This window comes from Paracidovorax wautersii, assembly GCF_900113035.1.
GTDB classification, from domain to species: domain Bacteria; phylum Pseudomonadota; class Gammaproteobacteria; order Burkholderiales; family Burkholderiaceae_C; genus Paracidovorax; species Paracidovorax wautersii.
This window is the reverse complement of sequence record NZ_FONX01000019.1, coordinates 51,884-70,616: the sequence shown is the minus strand read 5'-3', so window position 1 is coordinate 70,616 and position 18,733 is coordinate 51,884. Positions and strand designations below refer to the sequence as shown.

The window sequence follows — 18,733 nt, the reverse complement described above, 5'->3', positions numbered from 1 at the left end:
CACATGAAATCGCTACTCGACCTGTTCAAGCAATTCACGCCCGATGAGCATTTCGATGCCATCAAGATCGGCATGGCTTCGCCCGAGAAGATCCGTTCGTGGTCCTTCGGCGAAGTGAAGAAGCCGGAAACCATCAACTACCGCACGTTCAAGCCCGAGCGCGATGGCCTCTTCTGCGCCAAGATCTTCGGCCCCATCAAGGACTACGAGTGCCTGTGCGGCAAGTACAAGCGCCTGAAGCACCGCGGCGTCATCTGCGAGAAGTGCGGCGTTGAAGTCACGCAGACCAAGGTGCGCCGCGAGCGCATGGGCCACATCGATCTGGCCGCGCCTTGCGCCCACATCTGGTTCCTGAAGTCGCTGCCGTCGCGTCTGGGCCTGGTGCTCGACATGACGCTGCGCGACATCGAGCGCGTGCTGTATTTCGAAGCCTACGTGGTGACCGACCCCGGCATGACCCCGCTGAAGAAGTTCAGCATCATGTCCGAGGACGACTACGACGCCAAGCGCAAGGAATACGGCGATGAATTCATCGCCAAGATGGGCGCCGAAGGCATCAAGGACCTGCTCGAGTCCATCGACATCGACATGGAGATCGAGCGCCTGCGCGGCGATCTGACCGGCTCCGAAGTCAAGGTCAAGAAGAACGCCAAGCGCCTGAAGGTGCTCGAGGCCTTCAAGAAGTCGGGCATCAAGCCCGAGTGGATGGTGCTCGAAGTGCTGCCCGTGCTGCCGCCGGACCTGCGTCCGCTGGTGCCGCTGGATGGCGGCCGCTTCGCCACGTCCGACCTGAACGACCTCTATCGCCGCGTCATCAACCGCAACTCGCGTCTGCGCCGCCTGCTGGAGCTGAAGGCTCCGGAAATCATCGCGCGCAACGAAAAGCGGATGCTGCAGGAAGCCGTCGATTCGCTGCTGGACAACGGCCGCCGCGGCAAGGCCATGACGGGCGCCAACAAGCGTGCCCTGAAGTCCCTGGCCGACATGATCAAGGGCAAGTCCGGCCGTTTCCGCCAGAACTTGCTGGGCAAGCGCGTGGACTACTCCGGTCGTTCCGTGATCACCGTGGGCCCGACGCTCAAGCTGCACCAGTGCGGCCTGCCCAAGCTGATGGCCCTGGAGCTGTTCAAGCCGTTCATCTTCTCGCGCCTCGAAGCGATGGGCATCGCCACGACCATCAAGGCCGCGAAGAAGGAAGTCGAATCCGGCACGCCGGTGGTCTGGGACATCCTGGAAGAGGTCATCAAGGAGCACCCGGTCATGCTGAACCGTGCTCCCACGCTGCACCGTCTGGGCATCCAGGCCTTCGAACCCATCCTGATCGAAGGCAAGGCCATCCAGCTGCACCCGCTCGTCTGCGCTGCCTTCAACGCCGACTTCGACGGTGACCAGATGGCCGTTCACGTGCCGCTGTCGGTGGAAGCGCAGATGGAAGCCCGCACGCTGATGCTGGCCTCCAACAACGTGCTGTTCCCCGCCTCCGGCGAGCCGTCCATCGTCCCGTCGCAAGACGTGGTGCTGGGCCTCTACCACGCCACCCGCGACAAGGTCAACGGCAAGGGCGAAGGCCTGGTGTTCGCCGACACGGGTGAAGTCCAGCGCGCGCTGGATGCCAACCAGGCCGAGCTGCACGCCCGTATCAACGTGCGCCTGACCGAGTGGACCAAGAACAAGGCCACGGGCGAGTTCGAGCCCTCGACCTCCCTGGTCGCCACGACCGTGGGCCGTGCGCTGCTGTCCGAGATCCTGCCCAAGGGCCTGCCCTTCAGCAACATCAACAAGGCGCTGAAGAAGAAGGAAATCTCCAAGCTCATCAACGTGAGCTTCCGCAAGTGCGGCCTGAAGGAAACCGTGGTGTTCGCAGACAAGCTGCTGCAGAACGGCTTCCGCCTGGCCACGCGCGCCGGCTTCTCGGTGGCGATCGACGACATGCTGGTGCCGCCGCAAAAGGCCGACATCCTGGCCCGCGCCGAGTCGGAAGTGAAGGAGATCGAGCAGCAGTACGTCTCCGGTCTGGTGACCGCTGGCGAGCGCTACAACAAGGTGGTGGACATCTGGGGCAAGGCCGGCGACGACGTGTCCAAGGTCATGATGGACCAGCTCAAGGTCGAGAAGACCATCGACCGCCACGGCAACGAAGTGACCCAGGAATCCTTCAACGCCATCTACATGATGGCGGACTCGGGTGCCCGGGGCTCCGCAGCCCAGATCCGCCAGCTGGCCGGCATGCGCGGCCTGATGGCCAAGCCTGACGGCTCCATCATCGAGACCCCCATCACGGCGAACTTCCGTGAAGGTCTGAACGTGTTGCAGTACTTCATCTCCACCCACGGTGCCCGTAAGGGTCTGGCGGATACGGCGCTGAAGACCGCGAACTCCGGCTACCTCACCCGCCGTCTGGTGGATGTGACGCAGGATCTCGTGGTGACCGAAGAGGACTGCGGCACGACCAACGGTTCCGTGATGCGCGCCATCGTCGAAGGCGGTGAAGTGATCGAGTCCCTGCGCGACCGCGTGCTGGGCCGCACCACGGCCGAAGAAGTGCTGCACCCCGAAACCCGCTCCGTGCTGGTGCCGGCCGGCCAGATGCTGGACGAGGACACCCTCGAAGAGCTGGAAGCCGCTGGCGTGGACGAAGTGAAGGTGCGCACCGCGCTGACCTGCGAAACCCGCTACGGCCTCTGCGCCAAATGCTATGGCCGCGACTTGGGCCGTGGCGGCCTGATCAACCTCGGCGAAGCCGTGGGTGTGATCGCTGCCCAGTCCATCGGCGAACCCGGCACGCAGCTGACCATGCGTACGTTCCACATCGGTGGTGCCGCTTCGCGTGCCGCCATCGCCTCGAGCGTGGAAGCCAAGTCCAACGGCGTGATCGGCTTCAACGCCACGATGCGCTACGTGACCAACAGCAAGGGCGAGCTGGTCGTCATCGCGCGTTCGGGTGAAGTCATCATCCAGGACGAGCATGGCCGCGAGCGCGAACGCCACAAGGTGCCTTACGGCGCCACGCTGACCGTGAAGGCCGACCAGACGGTCAAGGCCGGCACGATCCTGGCCAACTGGGACCCGCTGACCCGCCCGATCATCACGGAATTCGCCGGTCAGGTGAGGTTCGAGAACATCGAGGAAGGCCTCACCGTCGCCAAGCAGGTGGACGATGTGACCGGCCTGTCCACGCTGGTCGTGATCGATCCGAAGCGCCGCGGCTCCGCCAAGGTGGTGCGTCCTCAGGTCAAGCTGATCGACGGCAACAACGCCGAGGTGAAGATCCCCGGTACCGACCACTCCGTGACCATCGGCTTCCAGGTCGGCGCGCTGATCCAGGTGCGCGACGGCCAGGACGTGGGCCCCGGCGAGGTGCTGGCGCGTATTCCGGTCGAAGGCCAGAAGACCCGCGACATTACCGGCGGTCTGCCCCGTGTGGCCGAACTGTTCGAAGCCCGCTCGCCCAAGGACAAGGGCATGCTGGCCGAGATCACCGGCACGGTGTCGTTCGGCAAGGAGACCAAGGGCAAGGTGCGCCTGCAGATCACCGATCCGGACGGCAAGGTCTGGGACGAACTGATCCCCAAGGAAAAGAACGTGCTGGTCCACGAAGGCCAGGTGGTCAACAAGGGCGAGTCCGTGGTGGACGGCCCGGCCGATCCGCAGGACATCCTGCGCCTGCTGGGCATCGAAGAGCTGTCGCGCTACATCGTCGATGAAGTGCAGGACGTGTACCGCTTGCAGGGCGTGAAGATCAACGACAAGCACATCGAGGTGATCGTTCGCCAGATGCTGCGCCGCGTCGTGGTCGAATCGTCGGGCGACTCCGGCTACATCGCCGGCGAACAGGTCGAACGCTCGGAAATCCTCAACACCAACGAACGTCTGCAGGCCGAGGGCAAGATCCCCGCGACCTACACCAACGTGCTGCTGGGGATCACCAAGGCATCGCTGTCCACCGACTCGTTCATCTCGGCCGCGTCCTTCCAGGAAACGACCCGCGTGCTCACCGAGGCTGCCATCATGGGCAAGCGCGACGAGCTGCGTGGCCTGAAGGAAAACGTCATCGTGGGTCGTCTGATCCCCGCTGGTACGGGTCTGGCCTACCACCAGGCACGCAAGGCCAAGGAAGCCATGGACGACGCCGAGCGCCGCGCCATCGCCGAAGCCGAAGCCGCCGAGCTGCAAGGCTCCAGCGATGACGAAGCCGCCGAAGTGACCGGCGACACGGGCGGCGCTGCGGCCGAATAAGCCGACAGGAACATCCGTTCCGCCGACCCAGAAGCTCCCGCCCTGTCGTCCCCGGCAGGCCGGGAGCTTTTTCATGTCATGGGCGGTTTCGCGCGCTGCGCGCAGCGTGCGCCCCTCGCCCCGGTTGCCTCGTTACCTTCAATGCAGCGCGCCGCGATCGATCGCTGAACGCGGCCGCGCCTGACTAGCTGCCATGCTGACTACCTGGATTCTTCTGGCCGTGCTGCTCTTCTGGGCAGTGGGGGCCTACAACCGGCTGATGCGCCTGCGCTCGGCCGCCATCCAGGCCTTCGGGGGCCTGGACGCGCACCTGGTGCGCACCATCACCATGCTGGGCGAATACGAGGCGACGCTGCTGCCCGAGCGCTCGCCGTCCGACGCCCGGGCCGCGCTCTGGGCCGCCACCACGCAGTTCGGCGCGTCGCTGGCCGCCGCGCGGGCACGCCCGCTCGATACCGCCGCCGCCGCCGCGCTCTCCACCGCCGAGCAGGTGCTGAACGTCGCCTGGCAAGCCGTCGTGCGCGACAGCGCCGGCGCTCCGGTGGATGGCGCGGGCGATGGGACTGCGCCCGGCGCTGCGGCGGATGAGCCGCCCGACGACCAGACCATGGCCGCCTGGATCATCCGGCGCGACCAGCAGGCCGCCCACAACGACCTGGCCCGGCAGCAGTTCAACGACGCCGTGGCGCAATACAACCGCGCCATCGCGCAATTTCCCGCCAACGTCCTGGCATGGCTCTTCGGCTTCCACCAAGCCCGCCCGCTGTGACGATGGCTTTCCTCTCGCTTCGCTGATCGCCCGACATGCCCTCTGACCGTTCCCAGCCCCGCCCACGCCCTCCGGCCGGCCCTGCCGCACAGCCGCCCCGTGCCGAAGGCGATGCCGGCGCGGGCCCCGCAGGCCACGCGCTCGCCCCTGCGCTCTGGAAGCTGCTGCAGGCCACGGCCGAGGCGCTGCAGGCCGTGCAGGGCGGCCAGTCGGGCACGGCGGCCCTGGCGGCCGTGGCCCCCGGGCTGCGGCCCGGCGTGCAGGCCCTGCTGTTCCAGGCCCTGCGCAACCTGGGGCGCGCCCAGGCCCTGCGCCGCCAGCTGGCGCCGCGCAACCCGCCGCCGCGCATCGACGCGCTGCTCTGCACCGCGCTGGCGCTGGCCTGGAACCCGGACGAGGCGCCCTACGAGCCCTTCACCCTGGTGAACCAGGCGGTGGAAGCCGCCAAGCGCAACCCGGCCACGCAGGCGCAGTCGGCCTTCGTCAACGCCTGCCTGCGCCGCTTCCTGCGCGAGCGCGAGGCCTGCGTGGCCGCGACCGATGGCGACCCGGTCGCGCGCTGGAACCATCCGGCCTGGTGGATCGAGCGGCTGCGCAAGGACCATCCCCAGTACTGGCAGCAGATCCTGCAGGCCAACAATGCCCACGCGCCGATGACGTTGCGGGTTTCAAGGCAAAAAAGCACGCCAGCGCAGTATCTGCAAGCGCTGGATGCTATGAATTTGGAAGCAAAGGCGGTGGGCGCCGACGGCATCGAGCTGGGCCAGCCCCAGCCTGTGCAGCAGCTGCCCGGCTTCGCCGATGGCGTGGTCTCGGTGCAGGATGCCGCCGCCCAGCAGGCCGCGCCACTGCTGCTGCAGGGGCTGGACTTGTCGGCCCCGCTGCGCCTCCTGGATGCGTGCGCGGCGCCCGGCGGCAAGACGGCGCACCTGCTCGAATACCAGCCGCCCGGCGCGGCATGGCAGGTGACCGCGCTGGAGATCGACCCGGTGCGCGCCGAGCGCATCCACGACACGCTGCAGCGCCTGCGGCTGGCGCCGGCGCAGATCCTGGTGGCCGATGCGGGGCGGCCGGACGACTGGTGGGCGCGCAGCGGCGGCGAGCCCTTCGACGCCATCCTGCTCGACGCGCCCTGCACGGCCTCGGGCATCGTGCGCCGCCACCCGGACGTGCGCTGGCTGCGCCGCCCCACCGACATCGCCCAGCTGGCCACGCTGCAGGCCCAGCTGCTGGAGCGCCTCTGGCCGCTGGTGCGCCCCGGCGGGCGGCTGCTCTACTGCACCTGCTCGGTGTTCCGCGCCGAGGGCGATGCCCAGGTGCAAGCGTTTCTTCAGCGCAACACCGATGCGGTGGCGATGCCGTCGCCGGGACATTTAATTCCCGGCCAGGCGGACAAGGCCGGTGCCGTCCCGGACAATCCGGCAGGTGACCATGACGGATTCTTCTACGCGCTTTTCCAGAAAGCCCTGGCCTGAGGCTGCTCGCTCCTCGCCCGCTGCCTTCGGCGGCTGGCTGGCCCGGCTGTGGCTCTGCGCCTTGCTGGCCCTGGGAATGGCGATGGCCCCCGGGCTGGCACAGGCCCAGTCCAGCGGCCCCGGCACCGTGAGCGACCTGCAGCTGGACTACAACGCCGACGGCCTGTTTCTCTCGGCTTCGATGGATTTCGAGCTCCCGCCCCTGGCCGAGGAAGCGCTCTACAAGGGCATTTCCATGCACTTCGTGGCCGAGGCCGTCGTGGTGCGCGAGCGCTGGTATTGGTCCGACAAGCAGGTCGCCCAGGCAGTGCGCTACCTGCGCCTGAGCTACCAGCCGCTCACGCGGCGCTGGCGCGTGAACCAGTCCACCACCCCCTTCGGCGCCGCCGGCCTGGGCGTGGCGCTGGGGCAGAGCTATGACGAGCTGGGCGACGCCATCGGCGCCATGCAGCGCATCGCCCGCTGGCGCATCGCCGAGCCTGGCACGCTCGAGGCCGGCACGCCCTATGTCGTGCATTACCAGTTCCGCCTCGACATGTCGCAGCTGCCGCGGCCGTTCCAGATCGGCGCCATGGGGCGCTCGGGCTGGTCGCTGTCCATGTCGCGCAGCGCCGAGCTGACGCCGGCCGAGCCCGCCCGATGACCGCCTCCGGCCCTGGCCAGACGCCGCCGCCCTCGGCCGCCTCCGCCCGATCGCGCGCCGCACGCCAGACCCGCCTCATGCGCTGGGTGGTCGGCACCGGCGTCGCCGTCATGAGCGCGATCGGCCTGGTGCTGATGTTCCTGCTCACGCTGGCCACCAACAACCGGGCACTGTACGAGCGCAACTACACCTGGCTGCTGGGCGTGAACGCCTTCGTGGCGCTGCTGCTGGCGGTGATCCTGGTGTGGGTGTCGGTGCGGCTCGTGGTGCGGCTGCGGCGCGGGCGCTTCGGCAGCCGGCTGCTGCTCAAGCTGGTGGGCATCTTCGCGGTGGTGGGGCTGGTGCCCGGGCTCATGATCTACGTCGTGTCCTACCAGTTCGTCTCGCGGTCGATCGAAAGCTGGTTCGACGTGAAGGTCGAGGGCGCGCTCGCCGCCGGCGTGAACCTGGCGCGCGTCACGCTCGACACCCTGGCCAGCGACCAGGCCAACAAGGCCCGCGCGGCCAGCTCCCGCCTGGCGACGGTGCCGGACGCCGCCGCCGGCCTGGTGCTGGAGCGCGTGCGCGACGAGCTCGGCGCGGACGACGTGGTGCTCTGGGGCGCCTCGGGCCAGTTCGTGGCCAGCGCCGGCCAGTCGCGCTTCAGCCTCAATCCCGAGCGGCCTTCGCTGCAGCAGTTCCGCAACGCGCGGCAGCAGCGGCTCACCTTCCAGATCGACGGTCTGGAAGACCTGACCGACCCGGCCGGGGCCGACCGCGTGCGCGTCAAGGCGCTGGTCGCGGTGGACAACCCCAGCCTGGGCGTGCTGACCGAGCCGCGCTACCTGCAGGCCACGCTGCCCCTGCCCACGGCGCTGGTCGCCAACGCCATCACCGTGCAGGAAGCCAACCGCGAATACCAGGAGCGGGCCCTGGCGCGCGGCGGCCTGCGGCGCATGTACATCGGCACCCTCACGCTCAGCCTCTTCCTGGCGGTGTTCGGCGCCGTGCTGCTGGCGGTGCTGCTGGGCAACCAGCTGGCGCGGCCGCTGCTGCTGCTGGCCGAAGGCGTGCGCGAGGTGGCCGCGGGCGACCTGAGCCCCAAGGCCGTGCTGCAGCGCAAGGACGAGCTCAGCGGCCTCACGCGCTCCTTCGCGCTCATGACCCAGCAGCTCGCCGATGCGCGCGGCGCCGTGCAGCAGAGCATGGACAAGGTGAGCGCGGCCCGGGCCAACCTGCAGACCATCCTGGACAACCTGACCGCCGGCGTCATGGTGCTGGACGAGCACGGCACCATCGTCTCGTCCAACCCCGGCGCCACGCGCATCCTGCGCGCGCCCATGGCCGCGTTCGAAGGCCGGCGGCTGGCCGAGGTGCCCGGCCTGGCCGAATTCGCCACCGCCGTGCAGACCCAGTTCGACATCTTCCTGGGCGACCGCGACCACCACGGGCTGGACCACTGGCAGCACCCCTTCGCGCTGCACGCGCCCGGCGGCGGCGTGGTGCCCAACGGCACCAGCCTGATCGCCCGCGGCGCCGAACTGCCCGACACCTCGCGCCTGCTGGTCTTCGACGACATCTCCGAAATCGTCTCGGCCCAGCGCGCGCAGGCCTGGGGCGAGGTCGCGCGCCGGCTGGCCCACGAGATCAAGAACCCGCTCACGCCCATCCAGCTGTCGGCCGAGCGGCTGGAAATGAAGCTCTCGGGCAAGCTGCCCGATGCCGAGCAGGCCGTGCTCGCCAAGTCGGTCAAGACCATCGTGGACCAGGTGGACGCGATGAAGCGGCTGGTCAACGAATTCCGCGACTACGCCCGCCTGCCGGCGGCCGACCTGCAGCCGCTGGACCTGAACGCCCTCATCGCCGACGTGCTGCATCTCTACGGCGAGGAAAACGCCCACGTGCGGGTCGAGTCCGAACTGGACCCGAAGTGCCCCGCCATCGCCGGCGATGCGCAGCAGCTGCGCCAGGTGGTGCACAACCTGCTGCAGAACGCGCAGGACGCGACCGAGCAGGCGTGTGTGCAAAACGGGGTGCCGGTACCCTGGCCGCCGGTGCGCATCGGCACGCGCTGGAGCGAATCATCCCGCCGCGTGCGGCTGACCGTGCAGGACCAGGGCGGGGGCTTTCCGGCACACATCCTGCAACGGGCGTTCGAACCCTACGTCACCACCAAGGCCCGCGGCACCGGCCTGGGGCTGGCGGTCGTCAAGAAGATCGCCGACGAACACGGCGCGCGCATCGACCTGCTCAACCGCATGGACGGCGACACGGTGATCGGTGCGCAAGTGTCGCTATCATTTGCCCCTGAACATACGGTGGTGGTTTAGCAACACGCGGGCATCACACACAAGGCGGATCGAAGTACATGGCAAATATTCTGGTGGTGGACGACGAGCTGGGCATCCGGGACCTGCTGTCCGAAATCCTCAATGACGAAGGCCACAGCGTGGACCTCGCCGAGAACGCCACGCGCGCGCGCGCCGCCCGTGCCGCACAGAACTACGACCTGGTCCTGCTCGACATCTGGATGCCCGACACCGACGGCGTCTCGCTGCTCAAGGAATGGGCCACCGCGGGCACGCTGACCATGCCGGTCATCATGATGAGCGGTCACGCCACCATCGACACCGCCGTGGAAGCCACCCGCATCGGCGCCTATTCGTTCCTCGAAAAACCCATCACCCTGCAAAAGCTGCTCAAGGCCGTGGAGCAAGGCCTGGCCCGCAGCGCCAACCAGCCCCCTGTGTCCGCCACGCCGCCGGCAGCCGCTGCCGCGCAGGGCGGCGCCGGCATCGGCAAGCCTGGCGAGAGCGCCAGTGGCGCTCTCACCCTTGGCGGCGCGGCCCCGGCGGCCGCTCCGCTGGGCGCCGTGGCGGGGTCCACCATCGTCTCCGCCGATGCGGCGGCGGCGGGCTCCGGCCCCCAGTCGCGCCAGGGCTTCGACCTGGACCGGCCCCTGCGCGAAGCACGCGACGGCTTCGAAAAGGCGTACTTCGAATTCCATCTGGCCCGCGAAGGCGGCTCCATGACCCGCGTCGCCGAAAAGACCGGCCTGGAACGCACCCACCTCTACCGCAAGCTGCGCCAGCTGGGCGTGGATCTGGGCCGCGGCAAACGGGGCTGAGAGGTCATTGCAAGAAAAAATCTCGCTTCTTTCTGGAAGTCGATTTTTTCTGGCTATAATTTAAGGCTTAGGCCCGGTAGCTCAGTCGGTAGAGCAGAGGATTGAAAATCCTTGTGTCGGCGGTTCGATTCCGTCCCAGGCCACCACTCACATTTCTGCGGAAGTCCAAGAACTTCGCGGATGTATCCAAAAGCCCTTACGTGACAACACGTTAGGGCTTTTTTGTTGTCCAGGGAGATCCAGAATCTTCCAGCCCAAACCAGTCGTCCTGCAGCAGTTACTGCAGTAGCAGCCAGAAGAATCGGTGCTGTTACTGCAGGGCTACTGCGGTGCATCGAAACGCATGCGCTACTGCGCGGAAGGCTGGAAAAAATGGCATTGGAACTGATCACAAGCGAACAAGTCATCAAGAACATCGCCCTCGGCGGACGGGTGTTCGACGGAGGCGGGCTGTACCTGCTGGCGGCGAAGAAGAGCACAGGTCAGCACGGCTGGCGTTTCGACTACTCCTTCGAGGGGAGTCGAAAGACCATCAGCCTGGGGACTTATCCCAAAGTGGATCTCAAGATGGCACGCGAACGCGCCACCGAGGCCCGCAAGCAAGTTGCAGCGGGCATCAATCCCAGCGAACTGCGCAAGCAAAAGAGGGCTGTGATCCTCGCAAAGGCGGAAGCTGAGCGCCGGGTGTCGGAGGGCCTGCCGATCGTGGGGTCCTTCGAAGATGTGGCTCGAAGGTGGTTCGATATTCGGCAGAAGGGCTGGATGGAGTCCTATAGCTCCAAGGTGATCCGGCGCCTCGAAATCCATGTTTTCCCTTTCATCGGGCACATGCCGATCGCCTCGATCGAGCCGATTCACCTGCTGGAGATGTGCCGGCGCATCGAAAAACAAGGGACGGTGGAAACCTCGCACCGGGCTCTCGAGCATTCCTCCAATGTGTTCAGGTTCGGCATCGCCGAGACACTCCTGAAGACAGATCCGTGCCGGGACCTGCGTGGTGCCCTGGAAAAACCCACCCCTCAGCACTTCGCCGCCATCACCAAGCCGCGGCCGCTGGCCGAGTTGCTCAAAGCCATCGATGGCTACCACGGCTCCATGATCGTGCGGTCGGCGATGAAGCTGATGCCGCTGCTTTTCCTCAGGCCTGGCGAGCTGCGCAAAGCCACCTGGGATGAAATCGATCTTCCCAACGGGTTGTTCTTCGTCTCGTCGATGCGTATGAAGCGCACCAAGCAGCAGAAGCTGGATGGTGACCCACACTTCGTCTCGCTGCCGCGGCAGGCGGTCGACATCCTCTGGGATCTGCATGCGCTGACCGGGCGCGGGGAATTCGTGTTCCCTGCCGAAGGTCGGTTTGGCAGGCCGATGTCGGACGGGACGATCAACGCTGCACTGAGGTCGATGGGCTACTCATCCGACGTTGTCACTGCCCACGGATTTCGGGCGACGGCGCGGACGCTCCTTGCCGAAGCGCTCTCGATCGAGCCGGCGGTTGTTGAGTTGCAACTGGCGCACGAGGTGAAGGACCCCAATGGCAATGCGTACAACCGTGCGGAATACATTGAGAAGCGCAGGGCGATGATGCAGGTTTGGGCAGACTACCTTGACCAGTTGCGGGATGGCACTGCGGACTTCCGCAGCCATGCGGCGCTGCCGGAGTTTCGGCCCATGACATTGAGGCGGTATAGTCAAGCGGATCAAACGCATGTTTGACCAGTTCAGGGGCAGAAGGGGCTAGCGCCCCTTTGATGTGGATAAGCTCTGAATGGAAATGGCTGACCTTAATGGCGCAGATTTCGCCGGAAATCAACACCACAATATGTTCGACTTCGTTAACCAGTAGAGCTATGAACCTTCCCGCCATCATTCAGTCGCCCATCGATGTTGTGCGTGCGCTATTTGGATCTATGTTTGGCGTTGACGTGGCTTACTACCCGCGGAAGGCGGACGGGGGGGCGAACCTCAGCCCCGAGGACATGCTTAAGGGAATACAGGATTCGTTTGGCGGATTTGCATTTAGCCCTGATGAATTGATCAAATCTGCTGACCCCAAACTGCTGCTAGACCGTGCAAAGGATTCTCTGGATGAGGCGAGGAAGCAGACCGAGTACCAGGATGCAAAGGCGGGTCGATTGCTGACGATAGTAGCCTTTCTTACGGCCGCGATTGCTACTGTATTCGGCAAATTTATAGACTTTTATCCGCTACATAGTGGCCAAGCATCGGTGCGCGATGCCGCTCCATGGGTAATGATCACCTATGGACTGTTTGGCCTTTACCTGTTGTTAGTGGCGGCCGGAGCGCTGGTGACATTTCATGCTATGTCAACGCGATTTGTCTGGCCTGGTGGGAAAGATCAGGCTGATAAGCCAGAGGTCGGGTCGGTGCTGTTTTTCAAGCAAGTCATACGAACGCGGCCGGAGTCATGGGGGGAATTGTTTGCTGGCGATCGAGGTGAGCTACTGCGGACATACTACAAGAACTACGTGACTGAGGCGTATCTGATCTCTGCGAAAGTGGCAGACAAGCTTCGTTATCTTGACCCCGGGCAGCGCCTCCTGCTTTGGAGCATCCGCATCCTGCTTGGGCTGTTTTGCTCGCTCATTATGACGTTCGTCATTGTGGCGCCGCCGCCCAAAGCTAATGCCGAGACAGTGGGCTCCGGCGTTGCGGCAACTTCACCACCGCAGGCTCTCCCTGACTCTTGTGCTTCTATTTCCACGGCTACTCTACAGCTGCCCGAAAAGCAGATTGCAGAGTCTCAGACCGTCACCAAATCACCCCAACGCACTAAGACCGGAGCTGGCTCTACGTCCAATCCGACGCCAAAAAATTCTGTTGAAAAGAACTAGTTGGCTTATTTGGTCAGCTACCAAGTTCGTATATTGGCCTCAATTCATCTACGGAGTCCAAACCATGTCGCGCAATCCCACGGTCGCTCTAGTAGACGCTGACAACACTCTCTGGGATACCGATGCGGTGTTTCGGGATGCTCAACTGCTGCTGCTCTCTCTCGTCGAGAAACAGACGCAAAGCAAATGCACGGACGCTGATCGTCTATCATTCATTCGGGCCTACGACCAGGCATTGGCTCAGAGGCACCACCTGCATTTGCGCTACCCACCGCAGCTACTTGTGCGGAGCGTGGAGGCGGGTTTGGCAGGGCACAGTCCAGAGGCTGCATCACAACAGGCCATTGCCGGTCAATTGACTCTGAGTGTTTTGGTTAATCAGGTTGCGGTGGATGCGATCGTCGCGCAGTACCAACGGGCGCTAAGCAGCAATCCACAGCTGCTCCAAGGTGTTGTTGATGGGGTGTGTACCGCAAAAGCTGCCGGACTCAGGTTGTTTGTGATGACAGAAGGACGCGTCGAAAGACAGAAGACGCTTCTCGATTTTCACGGATTAACGGAGTCGTTCGATGGTGTCTGGGAAATGACCAAGGAGCAGAGTCAGTTTGGCCGTATCGTTGCCAGATTCTCTGAGTCTCAGGTTGTGGTCGTCGGCGATCAACCTGATCGCGACATAGTTCCAGCGAAGGCAGCCGGGTGTTCTACGGTCTTGGTCCCTAGCCGCTTTAAGCCGGCGTGGCAAAAGGATGGCGATCACGGGGCCGTGGACTATCTCGCTATGGACTTCCTCGATGCAGTCAAGTGGTGCATTGGAATCGATAGGGATGAATCAATCGCGGCTCAATAGCGTGGCCATTGAGTTACAAGGCTCTCGCCGTTAGACGGAATAGCTACGGCCACGATGCTGATCACATGGCGTACTGTCGCTGCCCGGATATCGACTCGCTCCTAAATAGCCAACGATGATCGCTATTCAGCCTGAATGTTGATGCGTGGTGGACCCGACGACCTACGTGTCTGCGCGCAGGTGCTTCACCTATCTTCATCCAACAGCTTGCGGCTGCAACACGAAAGTCCCTGCCTGTTAGCCAGGCGGCGCATCGCGCGCGTGCAGGGGTTTGTCTCTATGAGATGGTGAGGCTGTACAGCACAATGTGACGAAAAGTACAAGGAGTCCTAGTGATACCTATCGAAGAATTTCTGGCTACCGTCGATGAGCTGCTGAAGGGGCTCAATGAGCCGCAGGAGCGCTGCGTAAAGCACGGGACGGACATAGCGCTGATGATTGTCGCTGGGCCTGGCTCAGGTAAGACCCGGGTACTAGTTCTTCGTGCGCTTAGGCATGTCTTTGTTGATGGCATGCCGCCGGACCAAGTTCTCATTACGACCTTCACGCGCAAGGCCGCTGCCGAAATTTCAAGTCGATTGATTGGCTGGGGCCTGCGCCTGGCATCCCACTTCAGTGAATCCGCTAAGCTATCAGGCGACGTTGATCGTCAACGTTGGCTGGCGGCGCTGGATATCAACGCGATTCAGGCTGGAACTCTCGATAGCTTCTGTCAGCGGTGGCTGGGGGCGACGAGGCAGGTGGGTGAGCCGGCGCCCGTCATGTTGGAGCAGTTCGCGGCCGACTTCGTATATGCGCGAAAGGTGTTCGGTCCGACCTACCGCGATGGTGGTGAGGCGACGCTCAAGACCTATCTGCAAAGGTTCAATTTCGGGCAGGACGAAATTCGCAGTCAGGGTGAAGCCGCGCGGGTCTCCACGACTGTGAACAACCGCATCGTGCAGGACTTAGTGGACATCGATGCTCTGCGTGCCAGCGGGCGTGGGGAAGCGCTTCAGGTCAAGCTACTGCAAGACTACCGGGAGTATTTGCAGAAACAGCACATGTACGACTTCGCGCTCTGTGCTGAGCGAATCCTGCATGGGTTGACGGCGGGTCGCCTGTACGAACAATTGACACCTGTCAGCGCAATACTTGTCGACGAGTACCAAGACACCAACCCATTGCAAGAGGCGATCTATTTCGCGCTGGCGAGAGCTTCAGGTGCTTCCTTCTCGGTCGTTGGTGACGACGACCAAGCGCTCTATCGCTTCCGTGGGGCCACGGTTGAACTGTTTACAAGCTTCCGCGGTCGCTATGCAGCTGATGTGGGCGGTAAGACTGAACTCGTCTACCTGGTAGCTAACCACCGTTCGTCGCCGGAGATCGTCAGCTTCTTCAACGCCTTCGCGTCGTTCGACGAGGCGTTCCAAGGTGCCCGAGTCGCGGACAAGCCGGCCATCAAGGAGGTCAACGACAGTCGGCACATCCCTGTTCTCGGAATGTTTCGCGACTCCCTGGAGGACCTTGCCGAAGATCTGACGAAGCTGCTTTCAGAGGTGTTTAACGGCGCTGGCAAGACTATCGAAGGCGTACTCATCAAGAAGGGGGAGCCTCACGGCGCCATCGGTGACGCGGTTCTTTTGGCTTCAACTGTGCGAGAGTTCAAGCCTGACGGTCGGACGGGCGGTCTGACTCCCTGCTTGCCCGCGCTCATTCGGGAGAAGCTGGAAGAGCAAGGTTCCGGAGTCTTTAATCCTCGCGGTCAGGACCTTCGAGACATCTCGCGCGTTGGCGAACTGCTTGGCTTGGTAGCGCTGTGCCTGGACAACACCGACTACCTCGAACAGGGCATGACCGTCACTGGCGATGCCAAACGGTACATCTCTCAGTGGCGCCAGCAGGCGCGTCAATTCATTGCGTCCAACCCCATGCCGCACTCATCGAAAGGGTCGCTGCAGGCCTACGTGAAGGGATGGCGTGAGACGAGGGCATCTCGAGGCGAATGGCCCGGGGAGATTCCGCTGCTGGACCTTCTCTACAAGCTCATCGTCTGGATGCCAGAGTTTCAGAACGATCCGGAGCACCAGGTCTACCTTGAGGCCATCATGCGGTGCGTATCCCAGGGTACGAACTTTTCAAGCTACGGCTTTTCCATCATCCACAAGGCGCCGCACAACGAGCGCAGTAGGGCGGCGGTGTTCCGCGACCTGTTGGCCGCCGTTGCCGACAAGGTCATTGACATCGACGAAGACCTCCTCTTCGCCATTCCGCGCCATAGGCTGAGCGTGATGACAATCCACCAGTCAAAGGGGCTGGAATTCCCGCTGGTCATCGTCGATGTCGGCTCAGAGTTCAAGATGGACCATCGGATGCAGCGCTTCAAGCGCTTCCCGGTCACCGCATCGGCCACCGTTGAGATGGAGACCAGCCTGGCACCGTTCACGGACGTCGGAGAGTTGCGCATGACAAGGTCTGACCTGGATCGCACGTTCGACGATCTGATGCGCCTGTACTACGTGGCCTACAGCCGGCCTCAAACCATCCTGCTGCTCGTGGGTTTACGGAAGAACATCGAGTACGCGACCTCAGTAAAGAACGTCGCGACCTTCTGGCGGCGCGACGCGTCGTGGGCCTGGCGAGTGGAGCCTCCACGTAAGAAGGGCGCGCCGACAGCGCCCGAGAACATGCTTATCAAGAACATCTAAGGAGACCGACCTTGAGCCTCGACGTCCGCCAAGAGCCAAAGACCGTTCCCGACTACAGCCTCACCGGTGACCTGCTGTCCTACCTTCGGTGTGGCCTGCAGTACCGGTATCAGAACGGGAGCGCGCTACCACCTGCTCGCCCAGTTCAGTTGTGGTTCGGCGAGTTCATTCACGGCGTAATGGAGATGGCCTACACGATGTGGAAGGAGCGCGGGCTGGCCCTGCCGTGGCCGTACACGCCCATTGCCTGGGAAGACAGGGAGATGGGCATGGGCCTGCCGGACAACGACATTGGCGAGATCGGACGTCGCATCGAACTCGTGCTCGCGGTGCAGGGCAAGATTGCTCGCAGTAGCGACGCCCGAAGGATGGCGTACGACCGCGCCGCAGCGGCCGTCAATTTGATTGGGCCAGCCCTGTTTCCGTTGGTCGCCTTCGCCGAGGAGCCGCTGTCTGGTTCCCGCGCGTTGCCGAATCCTACGAACGACTCGCTTCGTGCAGAGCGATACGGGGTAACGGGCGTGGCGGACGTTCTGACCAACATCACGCTCAGCGCGGTTCCCGAGGACAACCTGATCCGCGCTGCTGTCACGAAGGCTCTGGAGGCTGCGGGTCAGTCAATTCCGCCAGAGTTCGAAGTGATCGTCGACTATAAGGGTGCAGCCAGGCCGGATGTAGGAACCGGCAAGCGGGACTACTGGCAGCAGCACGATTGGCAGATCCAGATGTACGCATGGCTTCGCGGCCGAAAGGTCGACGCCAAACCCGTTGTCGCCGGGATTGTCATCTATGTCAACGAATTGCTCCCGGGCGTGGCTGACGCCGCCAAGATTCGGGCCCAGATCACCAACAGGCTGACCGACATCATTCCGGCACGTGGAAGTCCCGACGACTACGTGCTCTCAATGGCTCGCCCAGGAACACGGCCCGGAGGTGAGTTCTCCGAAACGTTTCGGATCGGGCGCGCGCTTCGCGTGATTCCGGTGACTTCCGCGAGCATTGAGCGTGCTGGCGCAGCCTTCGACGAAGTTGTGCTCGAGATTGAAAAACGCATCAGCGACGAGATTTATTGCGAGGACATCAGCAAGGCTTGGGCTCCAAATTGTCAAGAAGAGGAAACGTGCTCAGCATGCGATTTCCGCTACTTCTGTCCCAAGCCGTTTGGCGTAGATCCTGGCTACGTGGTGGCCGCCCCGCACGCCCCCTGAGAGCGTGTTCAAAGTCTCCTGATCAGCAGAGTCAGGAAGGCGAGGTGGATGAACTGCAGGCTGGTGTTGAGCCAGCGCTCACAGTTCTTCCACTGCCGTCGGTTCTTCTCCAGCCACGCGAAGCTACGCGCGACCACCCAGCGCTTGGGCATAACCTGGAAGCCCCGCAACTCGCTCTTCTTGGCGATCTGCATAGTCGCCTGCTTCCCCACGATCTCGCGCACGCCTTGGGCGAACGGCTTGCCCACGTAGCCGCTGTCGCACAGCACGCTCTTGACCCGCTCCAGGCTCGGCTTGCAGCGTCCAAGCGCCTGCAGCGGCCCCTTGCGGTCGGTCACCTCGGCCGTCGTCACCGCCACCGCATGCGGTAGCCCCTGGCTGTCCACCGTCACATGGCGCTTGATGCCCGAGACCTTCTCGCCCGCGTCATAGCCCTTTGCGCCCGCCGTGTCCGTGTTCTTCACACTCTGCGCGTCGATGATCAAGAAGCTGCTGCAGGCGTTGCGCCCCTGTTGCTCGCGGGCCGCCAACCTGATTTTTTAAAGCCCGCTCCAGCAGGCTACCGCCTTCGCGCGGCTCGCTCCAGATCTTCCAGTACGAGTGCACTGTGCGCCACTTGGGGAAATCGCTCGGCAGGGCTCTCCACTGACGGCCAGTGCGCAGCAGGTAGAGCACCGCGCAGAACAATTCATAGAGCTCCAACTTGCGCGGCGCGGTCTTCCTGCGAGCGCTTTCCAGCAACTCCCTGATCTGCTCGAACTGCTCGCGCTTGATGTCGCTTGGATAGCCTTTTCTTATCTCCCGAGCTTCTCATGCTTGCACGGAAACTTTGAACACGCTCTGAAATCCGCGCACCCCGCAATGCAGTCGGGTTACCGCACTTAGCCGGTGGAAAGATATGCAAGAAATT

12 protein-coding genes and 1 tRNA gene are annotated in these 18,733 nt (G+C 63.7%); 12 read left to right on the top strand and 1 reads right to left on the bottom strand.

Annotated elements, in window-relative coordinates:
* Positions 1–3 precede the first annotated feature (3 nt).
* The 12 genes from rpoC to BM070_RS20985 all read left to right on the top strand — a co-directional run bounded on the left by rpoC (position 4) and on the right by BM070_RS20985 (position 17,823).
* A complete protein-coding gene (gene rpoC / locus BM070_RS21035; RefSeq protein WP_092941589.1) occupies positions 4–4,236 on the top strand; it encodes a DNA-directed RNA polymerase subunit beta' in 4,233 nt (1,410 codons plus the stop codon).
* Between the two features lie 193 nt (positions 4,237–4,429).
* Complete coding sequence (locus BM070_RS21030) at positions 4,430–5,005, top strand: LemA family protein (RefSeq protein ID WP_092941587.1); 576 nt, start codon at positions 4,430–4,432, stop codon at positions 5,003–5,005.
* Positions 5,006–5,040: 35 nt separating this feature from the next.
* Positions 5,041–6,480 (top strand): 16S rRNA (cytosine(967)-C(5))-methyltransferase RsmB, encoded by a 1,440-nt coding sequence (rsmB, locus tag BM070_RS21025; protein WP_092941585.1) that lies wholly within the window; start codon positions 5,041–5,043, stop codon positions 6,478–6,480.
* Complete coding sequence (locus BM070_RS21020; RefSeq protein ID WP_434803205.1) at positions 6,437–7,123, top strand: DUF4390 domain-containing protein; 687 nt, start codon at positions 6,437–6,439, stop codon at positions 7,121–7,123. Before rsmB ends, BM070_RS21020 begins: the two co-directional genes overlap by 44 nt.
* The gene (locus BM070_RS21015) at positions 7,120–9,432 is read left to right on the top strand and encodes a sensor histidine kinase (protein WP_092941583.1); all 2,313 of its coding nucleotides are present in this window, start codon (positions 7,120–7,122) and stop codon (positions 9,430–9,432) included. The genes BM070_RS21020 and BM070_RS21015 overlap by 4 nt, the downstream gene beginning before the upstream one ends.
* Positions 9,433–9,470: 38 nt before the next feature.
* Positions 9,471–10,229 carry a response regulator gene (locus BM070_RS21010; protein WP_092941581.1) on the top strand — a complete coding sequence of 253 codons (759 nt, stop codon included), beginning with the start codon at positions 9,471–9,473 and terminating at the stop codon, positions 10,227–10,229.
* Positions 10,230–10,299: 70 nt separating this feature from the next.
* Positions 10,300–10,375: transfer RNA gene (locus BM070_RS21005), tRNA-Phe, on the top strand.
* Between the two features lie 226 nt (positions 10,376–10,601).
* Positions 10,602–11,942: a tyrosine-type recombinase/integrase gene (locus BM070_RS21000; RefSeq protein WP_092941579.1), complete on the top strand. Its 1,341-nt coding sequence runs from the start codon at positions 10,602–10,604 to the stop codon at positions 11,940–11,942.
* Between the two features lie 134 nt (positions 11,943–12,076).
* Positions 12,077–13,081 carry a Pycsar system effector family protein gene (locus tag BM070_RS24895; protein ID WP_175518572.1) on the top strand — a complete coding sequence of 335 codons (1,005 nt, stop codon included), beginning with the start codon at positions 12,077–12,079 and terminating at the stop codon, positions 13,079–13,081.
* A gap of 64 nt (positions 13,082–13,145) precedes the next feature.
* The gene (locus BM070_RS20995; RefSeq protein ID WP_175518571.1) at positions 13,146–13,928 is read left to right on the top strand and encodes an HAD family hydrolase; all 783 of its coding nucleotides are present in this window, start codon (positions 13,146–13,148) and stop codon (positions 13,926–13,928) included.
* A 332-nt stretch (positions 13,929–14,260) separates the two neighbouring features.
* Complete coding sequence (locus BM070_RS20990) at positions 14,261–16,615, top strand: DEAD/DEAH box helicase (RefSeq protein WP_092941575.1); 2,355 nt, start codon at positions 14,261–14,263, stop codon at positions 16,613–16,615.
* Positions 16,616–16,626: 11 nt separating this feature from the next.
* Positions 16,627–17,823 carry a PD-(D/E)XK nuclease family protein gene (locus tag BM070_RS20985; RefSeq protein ID WP_092941573.1) on the top strand — a complete coding sequence of 399 codons (1,197 nt, stop codon included), beginning with the start codon at positions 16,627–16,629 and terminating at the stop codon, positions 17,821–17,823.
* Positions 17,824–17,831: 8 nt separating this feature from the next.
* Here BM070_RS20985 and BM070_RS20980 read toward each other — a convergent pair.
* Positions 17,832–18,621 (bottom strand): IS5 family transposase gene (locus BM070_RS20980; protein ID WP_092941571.1). Its coding sequence is split into 2 segments (ribosomal slippage): positions 17,832–18,348 and positions 18,347–18,621, totalling 792 coding nucleotides; the frame shifts between segments, so codons are not numbered across the junction.
* Positions 18,622–18,733: the final 112 nt, after the last annotated feature.

Excerpts from the sequence above, each read along its gene's own strand:
- rpoC (WP_092941589.1), top strand. The coding sequence starts at position 4 with ATGAAATCGCTACTCGACCTGTTCAAGCAATTCACGCCCGATGAGCAT.
- BM070_RS21030 (WP_092941587.1), top strand. The coding sequence starts at position 4,430 with ATGCTGACTACCTGGATTCTTCTGGCCGTGCTGCTCTTCTGGGCAGTG.
- rsmB (WP_092941585.1), top strand. The coding sequence starts at position 5,041 with ATGCCCTCTGACCGTTCCCAGCCCCGCCCACGCCCTCCGGCCGGCCCT.
- BM070_RS21020 (WP_434803205.1), top strand. The coding sequence starts at position 6,437 with ATGACGGATTCTTCTACGCGCTTTTCCAGAAAGCCCTGGCCTGAGGCT.
- BM070_RS21015 (WP_092941583.1), top strand. The coding sequence starts at position 7,120 with ATGACCGCCTCCGGCCCTGGCCAGACGCCGCCGCCCTCGGCCGCCTCC.
- BM070_RS21010 (WP_092941581.1), top strand. The coding sequence starts at position 9,471 with ATGGCAAATATTCTGGTGGTGGACGACGAGCTGGGCATCCGGGACCTG.
- BM070_RS21000 (WP_092941579.1), top strand. The coding sequence starts at position 10,602 with ATGGCATTGGAACTGATCACAAGCGAACAAGTCATCAAGAACATCGCC.
- BM070_RS24895 (WP_175518572.1), top strand. The coding sequence starts at position 12,077 with ATGAACCTTCCCGCCATCATTCAGTCGCCCATCGATGTTGTGCGTGCG.
- BM070_RS20995 (WP_175518571.1), top strand. The coding sequence starts at position 13,146 with ATGTCGCGCAATCCCACGGTCGCTCTAGTAGACGCTGACAACACTCTC.